An 18,288-nucleotide genomic window follows, 5' to 3' on the forward strand; every position below is an offset into this window, starting at 1 on the left:
CAGGACTGTCCAACGCCAAACGCACTGGACAGACGCGGCAGGGCTGATAGGTCAATTGCATGACTGTGCTTCCCCAAAATCGCGCCGGGCCAGCGATTGCCTTTGTACTGGCCGGGATCCTGGCGATTTCCGTAAATGACATGCTGATCAAGCGGCTTTCCGGGGGCTATCCGCTGCATGAACTGGTGTTCGTACGCTCGGCCATCGGGATCGTATTCAGCCTGGTGCTGGTCCAGATCGAGGGCGGCTGGCACATCCTCAAGACCGACCGGCCGGGTCTGCACCTGCTGCGCGGGGCGCTGGTGGTGATTGCCAACATGACATTCTTCGTCGCCCTTGGGGCGATCCCCCTGGCCGATGCCACCGCATTATTCTTTGCGGCCCCCCTGTTCATCACGCTGCTGTCGATCCCGATCCTGGGGGAAAAGGTGGGGCTCCTGCGGCTCGGTGCCGTGATGGTTGGATTTGTCGGGGTTGTCATCATGCAACGGCCCTGGGCCGGCAGTGAAACGCTGGGTGCCTCCCGGCTGGTGCTGCTTTTGCCGGTGCTCGCGGCGCTGACCTATGCGCTGAATCAGCTGATGACCCGCAAGCTGGGGGTAAGCAGCAAGGCCTCGGCCCTCTCGGTCTACATCCAGTCGGTTTTCATCGTCGTTTCGCTGGGGTTCTTCCTGGTGGCCGGCGACGGACGCTTTGTGAGCGAGGGCAGCTCGGCCTCGATGCAGTTCCTGCTGCGCGCCTGGGTCTGGCCCGCGCCGGGGGACGGCTGGATCTTTGTTGGCATGGGGTTGAACGCGGCGGTAATCGGCTATTGCCTGAGCGCCGCCTACCGGATGGCCGATGCCGCCACGGTCGCGCCCTTTGAATACATGGGCCTGCCGCTGGCGGTGTTCTGGGGCTTCATGATTTTCGGGGATCTGCCCGCCTGGGAAGTCTGGATCGGCATCGCATTGATCCTCGGTTCGGGATTGTTCGTCTTCCTGCGCGAGCGGCAAAAGACCCGTGTGCGGGTCAACCGACCGACCACCCGGCGGTACTGAGGGTTCGGAATTTTCAAAAATTCCGAGCCGTTTCCTTCAAAGAAAACGAAGTCAGGTAGCGAAAGTGGCGAGCCGTCTGCGAGACCGCACAGGCTGTGTCCTCTGCATCGATCTACACCGTTTGATCCGTGGCACACGGAATTTTCAAAAATTCCGGACCGTTTTCTTCAAAGAAAACGACTACTCCGGCTGAGACACCTGCACCACCACCTTGCCCGTGGCTTTGCGGGTCCGCAGCAGGTCCAGTGCCTCGTTCGCCTGTTCCAGCGGCAGCACGTTGCTGACATGCGGCTTGATCCTGCCTGCCACATACCAGTCGATCAGGGTGCGGAAACTGTCGGTCAGCACGCCGGGTTTGATCCGCGCGTAACCGCCCCAGTAAAAACCCAGAACCGTCAGGTTCTTGACCAGCAGGATGTTGGCCGGGATCTGCGGCACCTCGCCACTGGCGAACCCCAGCGGCAGCAGCCGCGCCTCGGGGTTGCAGGCGCGCATTGCCGCCTTGAACTGATCGCCGCCGATCGGGTCATAGACCACATCCGCCCCGCCCAGCGACCTGACCACCGCGCGGATGTCATCGGTATCGGAATCGATCAGGTGATCGGCACCCAGCTTGCGGCAGATCTCAAGCTTCTCCTTGCCCCGCGCACAGGCGATCACCTCTGCGCCCATCAGCTTGCCCAGTTCCACCGCGGTCAGGCCAACCCCGCCCGAAGCCCCCAGCACCAGCAGCCGTTCCCCCGGTTTCAAACCTGCCTTGTAGTCCAGCGCGACATGGCTGGTGCCATAGGCGATCAGGAAGGCCGCCGCATCCACCGCGTCCATCTCATCAGGAATCGGGACGCAGACCTCCGCAGGCAGGACCGCGTATTCCGACAGGCCGCCAAAGCCGGTATAGGCCGCAATGCGCTGATCCTTTGCCAGCGTGGTCACCCCGTCACCCAACCCCACGACACGGCCCGCCAGTTCCATCCCGATGGTAAATGGCAGCGGCGGTTTTTCCTGGTAGGTGCCCTTGATCATCAGCGTGTCGCCGAAATTCAACCCGCAGGTGTCGATCCTGACCAGCACCTCGCCCGGTCCGGGCACAGGCAGTTCCAGTTCCCGCAGGCTCAGGGGTTCGTCATAGGCGGTCACTTGCATCGCGCGCATCATGGGGTCCTTTTCGATTGGCCCGCTTTGTCGCCTGTCCCCGCAGCCCTTGGCAAGGGGCATCACGCTATCCTGCGAAAATCACGGCGCGGATGCCATAGGCCACAAGACCCAGGGCCGAAATGCTCAGCACCCAGAGCAGCACGAACCATCCCAGCCGACGCAGCCAGAGCGGCATCAATGATATCCGTCTTCCGGGTCGATCTTGCCCCGGAACACCCAATAGGCATAGGCGGTATAGGCAAGGATCATGGGCACCAGCACCAATGTCCCGACCAGCGTGAACCACAGTGAACTGTCGGGGGCCGCGGCATCCACGATGGTCAGGGCACCGGGCACCATATAGGGGTAAAAACTGATCCCGATGCCGATGAACCCCAGAACAAAAAGGCTGAGTGCGCAGAGGAACGGCTGCAGGTCACGCTGCTGTTGCAACCCCCGGAACAGGCCCAGAATGCAAAGCCCCACCAGCACCGGCACGACAAAGCTGAAGCCCATCGACGGCCAGGTGAACCAGCGTTCGAAATAAACATAGCGCAGGAAGGGTGTCCAGAGGCTGACAGCCGCCATGAAAATCACCGTTGCAATGGCAAACGGCCAGGCCAGCCTGCGCATATGGGTCTGGATGCGCCCCTCCAGCTTGAGGTTCAGCCATGTGGCTCCGAGCATCGCGTAGCCCACCGTCACCGCGACACCGGTCAGGAAGGTGAAGGGCGTCAGCCAGTCCCACCAGCCGCCCGCATAGGCGCGGTTCTCGACCTCGATCCCCTGTACCAGCGCGCCCAGCGCGATGCCCTGGCACAGCGCCGCCGTCAGCGATCCGCCGAAAAACGCGATGTCCCAGGTCCCCTTCCAGCGCTTTGTGCGCCAGCGGTACTCAAAGGCCACGCCGCGAAACACCAGACCCAGCAGCATCAGGATGATCGGCATGTAAAGCGCGGGCATCACCACCGCATAGGCCAGCGGGAATACCGCGAACAGCCCGCCGCCGCCCAGCACCAGCCAGGTTTCATTGCCGTCCCAGATCGGCGCGACGGAATTCATCATCACGTTGCGCTCTTTCTCGTCCTTGGTCAGGGGAAACAGCAGGCCCACCCCCAGGTCGAAACCATCGAGGATGACATAGACCAGCACCGCAAAGGCGATGATCCCCGCCCAGATGAATGACAGTTCAAAACCCAGCATCTCAGGTCCTCGCCTTGTCGTCGTGATTGCCCTGCATCTGCACAGACGGGGTCGTCCCGGCGGTGCGGGTCGGACCTTCGTCCGTGATCGGCGCATCGCTCACGGGTTTGATCGGCTTGCCCATCAGGCGCAGGATATAATAGGTGCCTGCGCCGAAAACGAAGAAATAGACGATGATAAAGGCAATCAGCGAGGCCGCGACCGCAGGGGCCGCGACGGGCGAGAGGCTGTCGGAGGTCCGCAGCAGCCCGTAGACGGTAAAGGGCTGGCGACCCACTTCGGTCGTGATCCAGCCCGCCAGCACCGCGACGAACCCCATCGGCCCCATCGCCATCGACGCGCGGTAAAGCCAGGGCGCATCGAAAAGCCGCCCGCGCGCCCGCGCGATCAGCCCCCACAATCCCAGACCCAGCATGGCAAAGCCAAGACCCACCATCACCCGGAAGGAGAAAAAGACGATGGCCACCGGCGGTTCATCCTCGTCCGGAACGGTATCAAGACCGGCCAGCGGCGCGTTCAGGTCGTGCTTGAGGATCAGAGAGCTGAGCTTGGGGATCTCCACCGCGTAATCGACACGCTTTTCCGCCTGATTGGGGATGCCGAACAGGATCAGCGGCGCCCCGTGGGGATGGCTCTCGAAGTGCCCCTCCATCGCCATCACCTTGACCGGCTGGTGTTCCAGCGTGTTGAGCCCGTGGGAATCGCCCGCCAGGATCTGCAGGGGGGTCACCAGCGCCAGCATCCACATCGCCATGGAGAACATCCGCCGGGCAGGCGCATCGCTGCGGTCGCGCAGCAGGTGCAGGGCCCCCACCGCCCCCACCACCAGCGCGGTTGTCAGGAAGGCGGCCAGCACCATGTGCGTCAGGCGATAGGGGAACGAGGGGTTGAATACGATCTGCCACCAATCCTCGGGAATGAACTGCCCCAGCTCGTTCATGCTGAAGCCCGCAGGCGTCTGCATCCAGGAATTGACCGACAGGATCCAGGTGGCCGAAATCAGCGTGCCGAATGCCACCATGCCCGTTGCCATCATGTGCAGCGCATCACCCACCCGTTCGCGGCCAAAAAGCATGATCCCCAGGAACCCCGCCTCAAGGAAAAAGGCGGTCAGCACCTCATAGGCCATCAACGGGCCGATCACCGGGCCGGCCTTGTCCGAAAACACCGACCAGTTGGTGCCGAACTGGTAGGACATGACGATGCCCGACACGACCCCCATGCCAAAGGCAATGGCGAAAATCTTGACCCAGTAATTGAACAGAATCAGGAAGGTGCGGTCCCGCGTCCAGAGCCAGCGCGCGTTCAGCACCGCCAGGAAGCTGGCCAGCCCGATGGAGAAGGCCGGAAAGATGATGTGAAACGAGATCGTGAAGGCAAACTGCACCCGCGCGAGGATCTCTGCGGAATATCCGTCGAACATGGTCTGGCCTCCATTGCTTCTGTCCCGGACATAGGCTGTTTTCGCAGCCTGTACAGCGACACATTTCGCCGCAGCGGGTATCAGAAGCGCAGGTCCACTTTCAGACCCGGTTCATTGTCACCCAACACGAGTTCCGCACCATGCAGCGCCGCCACGGCCGCCACCAGGCTCAGGCCCAATCCGTTTCCGGGCGTGTTGCGGCTGCGATCCAGACGATAAAGCCGGTCCAGCACCTTGTCACGTTCCTTGACCGGAATGCCCGGTCCGGTATCGGCCACCTGCAGCCAGACCCGGCCCGCCGCGTGCTGCGACAGGCGAATCGTGATCTGGCTGCCTGCAGGCGTATGGCGCAGTGCGTTTTCGATCAGGTTCGAGACCATCTGCCCCAGCAAAGCCCTGTCCCCCCGCACCTTCGGGACATCAGCGGCAATCTCCAGGGTCAGGCGATGGCCGCTGTCGCCGGCACTGGGGTCATAAACCTCGACCAGGGTCTGGCAGACCGGCGCCAGATCAACGGGTGCGAAGCGCGACCGGGCCGATCCGGCCTCGACCTGCGCCAATTGCAGCAGCGCCTGGAACACATGCCCCATATCCGCGACTTCGGCACGGGTGCGGGCAACCAGTTCGGCCTCTTCGCTGTCCGGGGGCACCTTGCCCTCCAGATCCTCCAGTTGCAGGGCAACCCGTTGCAACGGCGTCTTGAGGTCATGGGCGATGTCCGATGACACCTGTTTCAGCGCGGTGACAGACGCCTCCTGCGCAGTGGCCATCTGATTGAGCTTGCCGCCGATCTGCGCAAGGTCGTCTGACCAGCGCGGCCCGACCACCACGCGCGCGCCCAGATCCCCGCCGGTCATCCGGTCCAGCGCGCGGCCCACCACCTCCACATGCCGCTTGGAGCGACGTGCCAGCACCAGCCCGCCCGAAAGCGCGATCAGCGCCGTTGGCAGCAGGCTGATCAGCAGGATGTTGAGGAAGACCCCACCCAGCGCCTCGATCTCTGCCCGGCTGCGGGCGATGGTGATGATGCCGCCATGCAACCGGTCGGTCAGCGACAGATAGGCGCCATCATATTGCGCGCGGTCCCGGTCCAGCGAGATGATGTGAAAACCCGCCTCGTCCCGCGCGATCGCCCCGTTGCCAAAGATCCGGCCCGAGGGCGCGATATAGCTCAGCACCATGCGGTTGGGGTCAGCCTCGCGGCTTTCGGCCTCTACCAGCGCCGCCACGGCGCGGGCATTGGGGGCGGCGCGAAAGCCCGCTAGGTCCTGGCGCAGATCGGCACGCATGGCCTGTTCGAACGAGCGTTGGGTAAACCCGTAGCTGGCCGCGAGGCTCAGCAGGCTGACTGCGGTGAACAGCGCCACCAGCAGCAGCGCCAGCCGCAGCGGCATCGACCGCCAGAGTTCCGCAAGCCGTGCCGTCATGCGGCAATCCGGTATCCCGCCCCGCGCACCGTCTGGATGATTTCCTTGTCAAAGGGCCGGTCCACCTTGGCGCGCAACCGGCTGATGTGGGTTTCCACCACATTGGTGCCGGGGTCAAAGCCGATGTCCCAGACCGCTTCCAGCAACATGGTTCTGGTCTGAACCCGCCCCTTGCGTCGCAACAGATGTTCCAGCAGGGCAAATTCGCGCGGCAACAGGTCAAGCACCTGCCCCGCCCGCGTGACCGTCCGGGTGATCAGGTTCATTTCCAGATCGCCCGCGCGCAGCACCGTCTCCGTCTCCATCGCCTGGGGCCTGCGCGACAGCGCCGCCACCCGCGCCGACAATTCGCCAAAGACAAAGGGTTTCGCCAGGTAGTCATCCGCCCCGGCGCGCAGCCCCTCGATCCGGTCGTCGACATCGCCCATCGCCGTCAGCAGCAAGACCGGCACCTTCGATCCGGCGCCGCGCAGCGTCTTGAGCAGGGTCAGCCCGTCGACCTGCGGCAGCATCCGGTCAAGAATCAGCACATCATGCCCCCCCGCCGTCGCCGCAATCAGCCCTTCGCGCCCGTCCGCGACCAGATCGACAACATGACCTTCCTCGCGCAATCCCTTGGCGATGTAGCGCCCGGTTGTGGCGTCGTCTTCTATGACGAGCAGTTTCATCGTGACCTCTGTTCCTGATCTGCAGGTCTCCTGCATAGACAATATGGGGCCGCAGGCCGCGTTACAAATTTGTATAGGGCCGCCCACGATGCTGTAAGGACAGACCGTCATATGGGGTGGGCACAAGAAAATTCGAGGTAACCCCGATGCACTCCATACTGAAATCACCAAGACAAAGCGCCGCCGCGGCATTGACCGCGGCCCTGCTGGCCACTTCCGCGCTGACCGTCGCACCTGCTGCGGCCTATGCGGTGCCCGCCGGCGGCTATGCCGATCTGGTGGAACAAGTCTCCCCTGCCGTGGTCTTTATCGAAGTCACCACCAAGGCACAGGACACTCCCGCCCCGATGCCGCGCAACATTCCCCCGCAGCTGCGCCGCTTCTTCGAGGACGGCATGCCCGGAATGCCCGGCCACCAAGGGCCGCTTCAGGGCGTGGGCTCAGGCTTCATCATCTCTTCCGACGGCCAGATCGTGACAAACCACCATGTGGTGGCAGGAGCCGACACCGTGACCGTCAAACTGGCCGATGACCGCAGCTTCGAGGCCAAGGTGGTCGGCAGCGACCCGATGACGGACATCGCCCTGCTCAAGATCGAAGCGGATGTTGACCTGCCCTTTGTCAAATTCGGCGCCACAGATGGCCTGCGGGTGGGCGACGAAGTTGTCGCCGTCGGCAACCCCTTCGGCCTTGGCGGCACCGTGACCTCTGGCATCATCTCTGCCCTGTCGCGTGACATCCGCTCGGGCCCCTTTGATGACTTCATCCAGACCGATGCCTCGATCAACAAGGGCAACTCCGGCGGACCGCTGTTCAACAACGCCGGTGACGTGATCGGCGTCAACACCGCCATCCTGTCGCCCGATGGCGGCTCCGTCGGCATCGGCTTTGCCGTGCCTGCCGACCTGGTGCAGACGGTTGTGGCCGATCTGTCCGACGACGGCAGCGTCTCGCGTGGCTGGCTGGGTGTGAACATCCGCCCGATGACCGAAGAGGTCGCCAATGTCCTGGGCTACGATTCACCCAAGGGCGCGGTGATCGAAGCGGTGAGCGAGGACAGCCCAGCCGCCAAGGCCGGTCTGAAGCGGGGCGACATCATCATGTCCTTTGGCAAGACAGAGGTGACCGACCTGCGCGACCTGACCCGGGCGGTGGCCACCACCGAGCCTGAACAAAGCACACAGATGAAAGTGCTGCGCAAGGGCGAGGAGCTGACCCTCGACGTAACCGTGGGCAAGCTGGATCCCAAGCCGGCCTGACCCATGCGTGACCCCGGCGGCGCATCCCCCGTTGCCGCCGGGGCTTTTCAACTCCGGCCCGGCTGCTCCTACAATTTGGCGATGCGCACAAGCGCCTGCCGCAACAGCCGGGCCTCTTCCTGCGAAAAATCCGCCATCAAAGCCCTGTCGAACTGTTTCCCCTGCGCGGCCAGATCGGCATAGGCCTGCCGGCCCTGCGATGTCAGCGCAAGGGTTTCATGGCGCCTGTCGTCCTCCCAGGGGCTGCGCGTCAGGAATCGTTTGGCCTGCAGGGCCGCAACCGCGCGGCTGACCTTGGTCTTGTGCATCCGCGCCCGGTCGCAGATCTCCTTGGCCGTCATTGCCCCGTAGCGCCCCAGATGGAACAGCACCCGCCATTCGGTGCGCAACATCCCGTATTTACCCTTGTAATATCGCTGAAAACTCGCGCTGGATTCCTCCGCCGCCATGTTCAGCAGATAGGGCAGAAACCCCCGCAGGTCGAAATCATCCACCGTCTCCCCCGGCGGTGCCCCGTCTTTTTTCGGCATTTTGCAATTTATCCCGTTGTTAGTTACAAAACCAACTAATATGTGATCTTCACGTTTTGCGAAAGGACCTGCCATGAATAAGGACGTCGCCCCCCACGCGCTGAAAAGCGCCGCAACGCCTGTCGGCACCCATGAGGGATACATGCCCGGCTTCGGCAACGACTTCGAGACGGAGGCCCTGCCCGGCGCCCTGCCCCAGGGCATGAACTCGCCCCAGAAGGTGAACTACGGCCTCTACGGCGAACAGCTTTCCGGCACCGCCTTCACCGCGCCGAGCCACCAGAACGAACGCACCTGGTGCTACCGCATCCGGCCATCGGTCAAGCACACACACCGCTTTGAAAAGATCGACCTGCCCTATTGGAAATCCGCGCCACATGTGGATCCGGATGTGGTCAGCCTGGGCCAGTACCGCTGGGATCCGGTCCCGCATTCCGAAGGGAAACTGACCTGGCTCACCGGCATGCGCACCATGACCACGGCCGGTGACGTCAATACGCAGGTCGGCATGGCCAGCCACATCTACCTTGTCACCGACAGCATGGTGGACGCCTATTTCTACTCCGCCGACAGCGAACTGCTGGTGGTCCCGCAGGAGGGCCGTCTGCGCTTTGCCACCGAACTGGGCGTGATCGACATTGAACCGCAGGAAATCGCGATCATCCCGCGTGGCCTGGTCTACCGGGTCGAAGTGCTCGAAGGGCCCTGCCGCGGCTTTGTCTGCGAGAACTACGGACAGAAGTTCGACCTGCCCGGTCGCGGACCGATCGGGGCCAACTGCATGGCCAACCGCCGCGATTTCAAGACGCCCATCGCCGCCTTCGAGGACCGTGACGCGCCCTCCACCGTCACGGTGAAATGGGCGGGCCAGTTCCACGAGACGAAAATCGGCCATTCCCCGCTCGACGTCGTTGCCTGGCATGGCAACTATGCCCCCTGCAAATATGATCTGCGCACCTATTGCCCGGTCGGCGCGATCCTGTTCGATCATCCGGACCCGTCAATCTTTACCGTGCTCACCGCGCCCTCGGGTGTCGAAGGCACCGCGAACATCGACTTCGTCCTGTTCCGCGACCGCTGGATGGTGGCCGAGGATACCTTCCGCCCGCCGTGGTATCACAAGAACGTCATGTCCGAACTGATGGGCAATATCTTTGGCATCTATGACGCCAAGCCCAAGGGCTTCGTCCCCGGCGGCATGTCGCTGCACAACATGATGCTGCCCCACGGCCCGGACAAGAACGCCTTTGAAGGCGCGTCGAACGCCGAGCTTGAGGCCGAGAAACTGGAGAACACCATGTCCTTCATGTTCGAAACCCGCTTCCCGCAGCACCTGACCGCCTTCGCCGCCAAGGAGGCGCCACTGCAGGACGATTACATCGACTGCTGGAGCGACCTCGAAAAGAAATTCGACGGCACCCCCGGCAAGAAATAATGCCGCCTGCCGGTTTTGCCCTGGGTGAAACCGGCAACTATCAGCACAAGGAATACCCATGACCCTCCTCCAATCCTGGGTGGAAAGCGCCAACAGCGCCGACACCGACTTCCCGCTCAACAACCTGCCCTACGGCGTGTTCGAGACAAACACGCTTGAACCGCGCTGCGGCGTGGCCATCGGCGACATGATCCTCGACATGGCCGCAATGGAAGAGAACGGGCTGATCGACCTGGCCGAAGAGCCGGTCTTTGACGTGCCCTACTGGAATGACGTGATGGAACTGGGGCCCGAAGGCTGGGCCGCCCTGCGCAACCGGCTGACCGACCTGCTGGCGGCCGATGCCCCGGACCAGGCGCAGGTCGCGCCCCACCTGGTGCCGATGGCAGAGGCGCGGATGCACATGCCGCTGGTGGTCACCGAATTCACCGATTTCTACGCAGGCAAGCACCACGCCACCAACATCGGCACCATGTTCCGCAGCGCTGAAAACGCGCTGCCGCCGAACTGGCTGCACATCCCCATCGGCTACAACGGGCGCGCCTCCACCGTGGTTGTCTCCGGCACGCCCATCGTGCGCCCCAATGGCCAGACCATGGCGCCGGACGCCGATATGCCCTCCTTCGGCCCCAGCAAGCGGCTGGACATCGAGCTGGAGATGGGCGCCATCGTCGGCACCTCCTCCGAGATGGGCCACCCGATCACCGTGGCGCAGGCCGATGACATGATCTTTGGCTATGTCCTGCTGAACGACTGGTCGGCGCGCGACATCCAGCCCTGGGAATACCAGCCACTGGGCCCGTTCCAGGCCAAGGCATTTGCCACTTCGATCTCCCCCTGGATCGTGACGAAAGCGGCGCTGGAGCCATTCCGCACCTCCACGCCCGAACGCGAAAAGGACCTGCTGCCCTACCTGCGTGAACCCGGCCCGATGCTCTATGACATCGAGCTGGAGGTGACGATGGCCCCCGAAGGCAAGGCGCCGACCACCATCGCGCGCACCAACTACAACCAGATGTACTATTCCGCCGCACAGCAGTTGACCCATCACGCCTCTTCCGGCTGCGCGATGAACGCGGGCGACCTGCTGGGTTCGGGCACGATCTCCGGCCCCGAAAAGCACGAGCGCGGCTCGCTGATCGAACTCAGCTGGGGCGGCAAGGAAACCATCACGCTGGACAGCGGCGACACCCGCACCTTCATCGAGGACGGCGATACAATGACCCTCAAAGGCGCCGCCAAAGGCGACGGATTCCGCATCGGCTTCGGCGACTGCGTGGGCACGATCAAACCGGCAATCAAGTTCCCCTGAGCTTCATTGTTCCAATAAATACACAGATGTGACGCCACCACATGCGCCACGCCAGAAAGGACATACCATGGCCAAAGCTTTTGCCTCCCAGGGCGACCTGACCGAAAAGAAAATCACCTTCGACGAGGTCGGCCGCGGCCTCTGGGCCTTTACCGCCGAAGGGGACCCCAACTCCGGCGTCATCATCGGTGATGACAGCGTCATGATCGTCGAGGCGCAGGCGACACCGCGCCTGGCCGGCAAGGTCATCGAGAAAGTCCGCGAAGTCACCGACAAGCCGATCAGCCATGTGGTGATGACCCACTACCACGCGGTCCGCGTGCTGGGGGCCTCCGCCTATGGTGCCGATCAGGTCATCATGTCCGACGTGGCCCGCGCCATGGTGGTCGAACGCGGACAAGAGGACTGGGACAGCGAATTCCAGCGCTTCCCGCGCCTGTTTGAAGGGCATGAGAGCATTCCCGGCCTGACCTGGCCCACCACCACATTCTCCGACAGCATGACCGTCTATCTCGGCAACCGCCGGGTGGACATCAAACAGATCGGCCGCGCCCATACCGCAGGCGACGCCGTCATCCACGTCCCGGACGAGAACGTGATGTTCACCGGTGACATCGTCGAGGACCACTCCGCCTGCTATTGCGGTGACGGGCACTTCAACGACTGGGGCGGCACGCTGGACAATATCCTGGCCTATGACGTGGACGCCATCGCACCGGGTCGCGGCGGCGCGCTGATGGGCAAGGATGCGGTCAAGGCTGCCATTGCCAGCACCCGCGACTTCGTGAATTCCACCTATGCCCCCGCCGCCCGCGTCGCGGCCCGCGGCGGCAGCCTCAAGGAAGCATGGGACGCGGTGCGCGAAGCCTGCGACCCCAAGTTCTCGGATTATGCGATCTACGAACATTGCCTGCCCTTCAACGTGGCCCGCGCCTATGACGAAGCGCGCGGCATCGACACGCCCCGCATCTGGACCGCCGAACGGGACATCGAAATGTGGAACGCGCTGCAGGCGTGATCCTGCAGCCCAGGGAGGATCGATATGGTTGCCGTGAGATACCAGACTGCTTTCAAGCTCTACCCCTACCACCAGGTCCCCGCGCAATCGCAGGCCCCGGTGCGGCACCCGGTGGTCATCGTCGGGGGCGGTCCCATCGGCCTCACCCTGGCGCTTGACCTCGGGCTCAAGGGCACCCCGGTACTGGTGTTGGACGACCACGAGGGCGCTGGCCTTGGGTCCAAGGCAATCTGCTTTGCCAAGCGCACGCTGGACATCGCGCATCGTCTGGGTGCGGCGCAGCCGATGGTGGACAAGGGCGTGGTCTGGAACGTGGGCCGGGTGTTTCACGCGGACCGCGAGGTTTACGAATTCAACCTTCTTCCCGAAGACGGCCACCGCTACCCCGCCTTCATCAATCTGCAGCAGCCCTATTTCGAACGCGACCTTGTGGAAGCCATCGAAAAAGCCCGGACCAATGGCGCCCCGATCGAGATACGGGGCGCAAACCAGGTCACCGCGATCACGCCGCAGGACGGGTTTACCACGCTGGAGGTCGACACCCCCGATGGCCCCTACCGGATCGAGGCCGACTACCTGGTTGCCTGCGACGGCGCGCGTTCTCCCCTGCGCGAGATGATGGGGCTGACCTTCGACGGCCGGGTGTTCGAGGACAACTTCCTGATCGCCGATGTCCACATGAAGGCCGACTTCCCCACCGAACGCTGGTTCTGGTTCGATCCGCCCTTCGAGGGCGCCGGCCAGTCCGCCCTGCTGCACAAGCAGCCCGACGACATCTGGCGCATCGACTTTCAGCTTGGCTGGGACATCGACCGCAAGGCGGAGCTGGACCCGGAGCGTATCCGCGCCCGCGTCGATGCCATGCTGTCCAGCCAGACCGGCACCGTGCCGGAATACGCGCGGGCATGGACCTCGAGCTACACATTCCAATGCCGTCGCATGAAGTCTTTCCGGCATGGCAATGTGATCTTTGCAGGCGACAGCGCGCACCAGGTCTCGCCCTTCGGTGCGCGCGGGGCCAATTCCGGTGTACAGGATGCGGACAACCTGGGCTGGAAACTTGATCTTGTGCTGAAAGGGCTGGCCGATGACAGCCTGCTCGACAGCTACGCCACCGAACGTGAATTCGGCGCCGATGAGAACATCCTGAATTCGACCCGTGCCACCGACTTTCTGACGCCCAAGACACAGACCAGCCGGCTCTTCCGTGACGCGGTGCTGACCCTGGCAGAGCGGCATACCTTTGCCCGGCCCTTGGTGAATTCGGGACGCCTGTCGGTGCCATGCACCTATGACGGATTTCCGCATTTCGGCCCCGATGCGCTGAATGGCCCTGCGGTCACCCGCCCCGGCGCGGCCTGCGTCGATGCGCCGGTCGAAGACGGCTTCCTGCTGGACAACCTCGGCGGCACCTTCACCATCCTCGCTCTGGGCTGCGCCGCAGAGGCGCTGAGCGCGCAGGGCATTGACGCGGCTGTGCTGGAAATCGCCAACCCCTCCGACGCGCTGATCCGCCGCTACCTTGGTGACGCGAAACAGGCCGTTTATCTCATCCGTCCCGATCAGCATGTCGTGGCCCGCTGGCCCGGTTTCGACGCGGATGCCATCGCCAGCGCCATTGGCCGCGCCCTCGGAAAGGACAGCTGATGTCTGTGACACTGACCCCGAACATCCCCGACCAGGACGGATTTTACGATGAGCTGCTGCGCGCCCATGAGGGTCTGAGCAAGGAGCAGTCCGATGCGCTCAACGCGCGGCTGATCCTGGTGCTGTGCAATCACATCGGCGACCGCGAGGTGATCCGCGCGGCGCTGGCGGCGGCGAAATAGTCACAGGTCCACTTCGACCACGCCACCGGCCTCTGCCGCCCGGCTCTGGCACAGGATGATCGCATCCTGCCGCTGCGCCCTGGACAGCACGAAATCGCGGTGCTCGACCGCGCCCGAGACCAGGCCGCATTTGCACACGCCGCAGATGCCGTCGGAGCATTTCACGTCCACATGGATGCCATTTTCCGCCAGCACGTCCGTCGCGCTCTTGCCGGCAGGCACGGCGAGGTCGCGCCCCGAGCGCGCCAGCCGCAGGGTGAACTCGTGGTTCACATATTCCGGCACTTCGGGGACCGAGAAATACTCCAGATGCCGCGCCTCCTCCGGCACGCCCGCCGCCTCTGCCGCCGCCATGACCGCCGACATGTAGCGATCCGCCCCGCAGGTATAGACATGCGCGCCCGCAGGCAGGCCGCCCATCACGGTGCCCAGATCGGCGCGTGTATCCTCATCGGTGATGTGCAGATGCACCCTGTCGGCCCAGGGCACCGCCGCGAGGTCCGTCAGATACCCCATGCTGCCGCGTGACCGCCCGGAATAATGCAGGGCAAAATCGCGCCCCGCGCGGTGCAGCTCATGCGCCATGGCAATCATCGGTGTCACCCCGATCCCGCCGCCCATCAGCAGCGAGAACGGTGCCGCCGCATCCAGCGGGAAATGGTTGATCGGGTTCGAGATGAAGACCTTGCGCCCCTCGCTGAAGATCCGGTGCAGCAGTTTCGATCCGCCGCGCCCGGCATCCTCCATCAGCACGCCGATCTGATAGGTGCTGCAGTCGCCCGGATCACCCGACATGGAATACTGGCGCAGGAATTCCGGTGCCACCACGATATCCAGATGCGCCCCCGCCTGCCAGGGCGGCAGATCACCCCCGCCCACAGGCTGAAACTCATATTTGGTGATCCCTGCCGCCATCTTCTCCGCCTTGGTGATCTCTACATGGATCACCGGGCTGTCGGCGGCATCGGTGGTGCGGTGCACCATGCTCTCATCGCCCGCCGCCAGACGCCGCTGATATTCCTCGGCCGTGATCATCGCGCGGTAGGCCTCGATCCCCGCCTCCCGGTCCATCGGGTCAGGGTACGGATATGGATGCGGGGCCAGTGGGGCGGGATAGACCGCCAGAGTCTGGTCCTCATACTTCAGGTCCAGATCCCGTTGCAGGGACCGTTCGTTCACTGGCTTGTCCGTGGGGCGGTAGCCGCCGTCTTCCGCGATCTCCAGATCCCACCACCATTTCTTGACCGGGTTCAGCCCGCCATTGCCCACCGCATCATCCAGCCGCGCCAGCGCCGGGGCCGCTGCGGGAATGTTCATTGCGGCCCAGCGGAACGGGGCTTCCTTGAAGATGCCTTCCAGGTTCCAGGGGCAGGTCTTCATGCAGCGCCCGCACATCGCGCCGCCGGGTGTGGTGATCCGGTAGGTGGCGCATTTCTGGCTGTCGGATTTCCAGATCTCGTAGCCGTTGAACATCAGCTTCGGCCCGGCGGTGATCGCGCCCGAAGGACATTCCCGCGCGCATTTGTTGCAGGACTCGCAGAATTTCTGCAGGCCAAAGTCGATGGGTCTGTCATGCGCCATCGGCAGATCGGTGGTGATCGCGCCGGATTTCAGGCGCGGGCCCAGATAGGGGTTCAGGATCACCTCGCCGATGCGGCTGACCTCGCCCAGCCCGCTCAGCAGCAAGAGCGGCGGTTGCAGCACCTCGCCATCCATCACCGTATGCGCCTTGGCGCTGTAGCCGAGGTTGCGGATCTGTTTCGCCACCACGCCGCCAATCAACGAGAACCGCAAATAGGCGCGCATCGACTGCGCAACGCTGATCCAGTCGTCGCCCGAGGCGCCCTCCATCGTCTCGTAGCCCTGGTCGATGATCAGCGACACCGCCTGATCATGCGGCGGGTCGATGGGCGCGCCGGTGGCGTCATGCGAATACCACGCCCAGTCCGGGCAGCGCGAAATGCCGACCGCATCCGCGCCAAGGTAGTAGCAGGTCGCCTTGACCAGATCGGCGGCCTCCGCCGGGTCCAGCGTGACCTTCCGATCCGCCGGGGCACCATCCTGCAACAACACGAAAGCCCCCAGCGCCCGCCGTTGCGCGGTCGAAGGCGCAGCCTTGCGCACATAGTATCCGCCCTTTGCCCCCTCCTGCAGCGCCTTGCCCATGTCGCCGAACTGCGCGCGGGCGAACATGTCGGTCCGCTTGGGCACCCGCGCCACCCGCGCCTCGTCGATATAGGTGGTAGGGTCCGCCACCCGTTTCAGACGCTCGAAAGGATGCGCGCCATCCACGAACCGGCGTTTGGCATAGGGCACCGCGTTCATCGCATTCTTGCGAGATCCCGTGCCCAGTTTCCACCGCATGCCAAAGGCCGGGGCAGGCTGCGCCGACATCGGGGCAAGGGGCCGGTCCGGGGCCATGGCAAAGCTGGTCGTCACCGCCGCCAGACCGAAGCGCCCGCCGATATAGGGGTGGTGCAGCGCGCCGTGCTCCACCGTCGCCAGCCCCGCGGCAACCGCCAGCCGGCCAAGATCAACATCCGAGGTCGTGACCGTGTGCCCCCGCGCGTCAAAGCCCAGCACCCTCAGGTAATTGGCCAGCACCACGGCGGTTTCCGCCGCAAGCAACCCTGCCCGATGCGCCTGCGCCTCCCTGATCCAGGTGGTTCCGGCTTCGCCCGCCTCAACGTCACGCGGGTTCTCGTAAAGGAACACCAGCGCATGGGTGTGGCCGTCAATCGTGCCCGGCGGCGCCTCCATCGATTCCTTGAGGTCGGCCATGATCATGTCGATGCCCGAGGCCAGTGTTTTGGTCTGGCGGGTGCGCAGGTCTTGCGCCAGCCGGTCGATGTCGGGGTTGCGAAAGGGGGTTTCCAGCACCGCTTCCGCAGGCAGCTTGCAGACACCCACCACCGCCGCGTCAGAGAAATATCCAAAGGCTTTCAAATGATTTGCACGCTCCTGCAAGTCCTCCGGCACCTCGGATATGCCCCGATTGATCAGCCCGTCGCGGATCGCGTCCAGCATCGCCTGATGCTCGCGCATCGCATTGAGGATCGACAGCGGGTCGTCAGACCGTTCAAAGCTGAGCTGCGCCATCTGCGGCACCGCTGACAGCTCCGGCATTTGCCCGGCCCGCGCCAGCAGCTCGGTGGGGTATGGCCCCATGTGGACCGGACGGTTCTTGTCCGAAAACAGGCGGAATGTCATCGCGCGGTCCCTTTGCAACAGCCAAATGCCGAGGTCGCGACGGTCACCTGCCGCACAGGCCTTGTCAACCGATCACGCGCAGGCAATTCCGACCACCCCGGCCGCCCCGAAACAGGCCACAGCCAGCGGCCCCGTGGGGCCGTGACCCAGTCGGATGCAACACACCCCATTTAGTTAGCATGGAAAGTAATATAGCCTTGCACTGCCACCCGTAAAATACCAGATGAACCCATCCCACCAGCCAGCAGGTTCCCGTGTGACCAAGCCCAAAGACGCCAGTTCAGAGACCCTGCCCGCCACCGACCGGTCCCTGCCGATCGCGCTGATCCGCGCGCGGGAAACGGTGATGGCCCCGATCCGCGAGATGCTGAGCGAGACGGGCATCACCGAACAGCAATGGCGGGTTCTGCGTGTCCTGTCCGAAGGCGGCACGCTCGACGCGACCGAAGTGGCGGACCGCGCCAGCCTGCTGCTGCCCAGCCTCACCCGCATCGTGCGCAGCCTGTCGGACCGCGGCTATGTCACCCGCACCCGCGACAATGGTGACCGCCGCCGCCAGATGCTGGCGATCACGCCCGCCGGCCAGCAGGTGATCGACGACAATCTTGACGAGGCCCTGCGCATCGCCCAGCGTATTCGTGCAACCCTTGGCGAAAACAATTACGAAAAGCTGCTGGATCTGCTGGGCGCGTTACACACGTTCAAATAGAAGAACGCCAAATTTCTTGACAGCCGAATGTCTGGTTCCTTACCCTCGCCCAATATTTCGGGGTAATTTCCTTCTAATTCATTCCACTGGA

Annotated in this window: 16 protein-coding genes; 8 read left to right on the forward strand and 8 right to left on the reverse strand. The window is 63.8% G+C overall.

Annotation, left to right across the window (positions count from 1 at the left end):
* Positions 1 to 59: 59 nt before the first annotated feature.
* Positions 60 to 1,040: a DMT family transporter gene (locus tag O4H53_RS03435; RefSeq protein ID WP_269361426.1), complete on the forward strand. Its 981-nt coding sequence runs from the start codon at positions 60 to 62 to the stop codon at positions 1,038 to 1,040.
* A gap of 180 nt (positions 1,041 to 1,220) precedes the next feature.
* Here O4H53_RS03435 and O4H53_RS03440 read toward each other — a convergent pair whose 3' ends face one another.
* The 6 genes from O4H53_RS03440 to O4H53_RS03465 form a co-directional block, all read right to left on the reverse strand.
* Positions 1,221 to 2,192 (reverse strand): NADPH:quinone oxidoreductase family protein, encoded by a 972-nt coding sequence (locus O4H53_RS03440; protein ID WP_269361427.1) that lies wholly within the window; start codon positions 2,190 to 2,192, stop codon positions 1,221 to 1,223.
* Positions 2,193 to 2,259: 67 nt separating this feature from the next.
* Positions 2,260 to 2,370 carry a DUF2474 family protein gene (locus tag O4H53_RS03445; RefSeq protein WP_269361429.1) on the reverse strand — a complete coding sequence of 37 codons (111 nt, stop codon included), beginning with the start codon at positions 2,368 to 2,370 and terminating at the stop codon, positions 2,260 to 2,262.
* Positions 2,370 to 3,377 (reverse strand): cytochrome d ubiquinol oxidase subunit II, encoded by a 1,008-nt coding sequence (cydB, locus tag O4H53_RS03450; RefSeq protein ID WP_269361430.1) that lies wholly within the window; start codon positions 3,375 to 3,377, stop codon positions 2,370 to 2,372. The genes O4H53_RS03445 and cydB overlap by 1 nt, the downstream gene beginning before the upstream one ends.
* A gap of 1 nt (position 3,378) precedes the next feature.
* A complete protein-coding gene (locus O4H53_RS03455) occupies positions 3,379 to 4,800 on the reverse strand; it encodes a cytochrome ubiquinol oxidase subunit I (RefSeq protein ID WP_269361431.1) in 1,422 nt (473 codons plus the stop codon).
* A gap of 80 nt (positions 4,801 to 4,880) precedes the next feature.
* A complete protein-coding gene (locus O4H53_RS03460) occupies positions 4,881 to 6,227 on the reverse strand; it encodes a sensor histidine kinase (protein ID WP_269361433.1) in 1,347 nt (448 codons plus the stop codon).
* A complete protein-coding gene (locus tag O4H53_RS03465) occupies positions 6,224 to 6,895 on the reverse strand; it encodes a winged helix-turn-helix domain-containing protein (RefSeq protein ID WP_269361435.1) in 672 nt (223 codons plus the stop codon). Before O4H53_RS03465 ends, O4H53_RS03460 begins: the two co-directional genes overlap by 4 nt.
* Positions 6,896 to 7,041: 146 nt before the next feature.
* Between O4H53_RS03465 and O4H53_RS03470 the strand changes: the two genes are divergently transcribed.
* Positions 7,042 to 8,154 carry a Do family serine endopeptidase gene (locus O4H53_RS03470; protein ID WP_269361437.1) on the forward strand — a complete coding sequence of 371 codons (1,113 nt, stop codon included), beginning with the start codon at positions 7,042 to 7,044 and terminating at the stop codon, positions 8,152 to 8,154.
* 68 nt (positions 8,155 to 8,222) lie between these two features.
* Here the strand turns inward: O4H53_RS03470 and O4H53_RS03475 are convergent, their stop codons facing one another.
* Complete coding sequence (locus tag O4H53_RS03475) at positions 8,223 to 8,684, reverse strand: MarR family winged helix-turn-helix transcriptional regulator (RefSeq protein ID WP_269361439.1); 462 nt, start codon at positions 8,682 to 8,684, stop codon at positions 8,223 to 8,225.
* A gap of 73 nt (positions 8,685 to 8,757) precedes the next feature.
* Between O4H53_RS03475 and hmgA the strand changes: the two genes are divergently transcribed.
* The 5 genes from hmgA to O4H53_RS03500 all read left to right on the forward strand — a co-directional run bounded on the left by hmgA (position 8,758) and on the right by O4H53_RS03500 (position 14,278).
* On the forward strand, positions 8,758 to 10,119 hold the full coding sequence (gene hmgA, locus O4H53_RS03480) for a homogentisate 1,2-dioxygenase (RefSeq protein WP_269361441.1): 1,362 nt from the start codon (positions 8,758 to 8,760) through the stop codon (positions 10,117 to 10,119).
* Between the two features lie 58 nt (positions 10,120 to 10,177).
* The gene (fahA, locus tag O4H53_RS03485) at positions 10,178 to 11,431 is read left to right on the forward strand and encodes a fumarylacetoacetase (RefSeq protein WP_269361442.1); all 1,254 of its coding nucleotides are present in this window, start codon (positions 10,178 to 10,180) and stop codon (positions 11,429 to 11,431) included.
* A 67-nt stretch (positions 11,432 to 11,498) separates the two neighbouring features.
* Positions 11,499 to 12,449 (forward strand): MBL fold metallo-hydrolase, encoded by a 951-nt coding sequence (locus O4H53_RS03490; RefSeq protein ID WP_269361443.1) that lies wholly within the window; start codon positions 11,499 to 11,501, stop codon positions 12,447 to 12,449.
* Positions 12,450 to 12,473: 24 nt separating this feature from the next.
* On the forward strand, positions 12,474 to 14,096 hold the full coding sequence (locus tag O4H53_RS03495) for an FAD-dependent oxidoreductase (protein WP_269361445.1): 1,623 nt from the start codon (positions 12,474 to 12,476) through the stop codon (positions 14,094 to 14,096).
* Positions 14,096 to 14,278, forward strand: coding sequence for a DUF2783 domain-containing protein (locus O4H53_RS03500; RefSeq protein ID WP_114275286.1), 183 nt, complete (start codon positions 14,096 to 14,098; stop codon positions 14,276 to 14,278). Before O4H53_RS03495 ends, O4H53_RS03500 begins: the two co-directional genes overlap by 1 nt.
* Here O4H53_RS03500 and O4H53_RS03505 read toward each other — a convergent pair whose 3' ends face one another.
* Positions 14,279 to 17,488, reverse strand: a complete 3,210-nt coding sequence (locus tag O4H53_RS03505) for a 2Fe-2S iron-sulfur cluster-binding protein (protein WP_269361447.1) — start codon at positions 17,486 to 17,488, stop codon at positions 14,279 to 14,281.
* Positions 17,489 to 17,744: 256 nt separating this feature from the next.
* On the opposite strand from O4H53_RS03505, the gene hpaR reads away from it, so the two are divergent.
* A complete protein-coding gene (gene hpaR / locus O4H53_RS03510; protein WP_269361449.1) occupies positions 17,745 to 18,197 on the forward strand; it encodes a homoprotocatechuate degradation operon regulator HpaR in 453 nt (150 codons plus the stop codon).
* Positions 18,198 to 18,288: the final 91 nt, after the last annotated feature.

Origin of the sequence: Sulfitobacter sp. G21635-S1, assembly GCF_027213915.1 — a bacterium.
Lineage (GTDB): Bacteria > Pseudomonadota > Alphaproteobacteria > Rhodobacterales > Rhodobacteraceae > Sulfitobacter.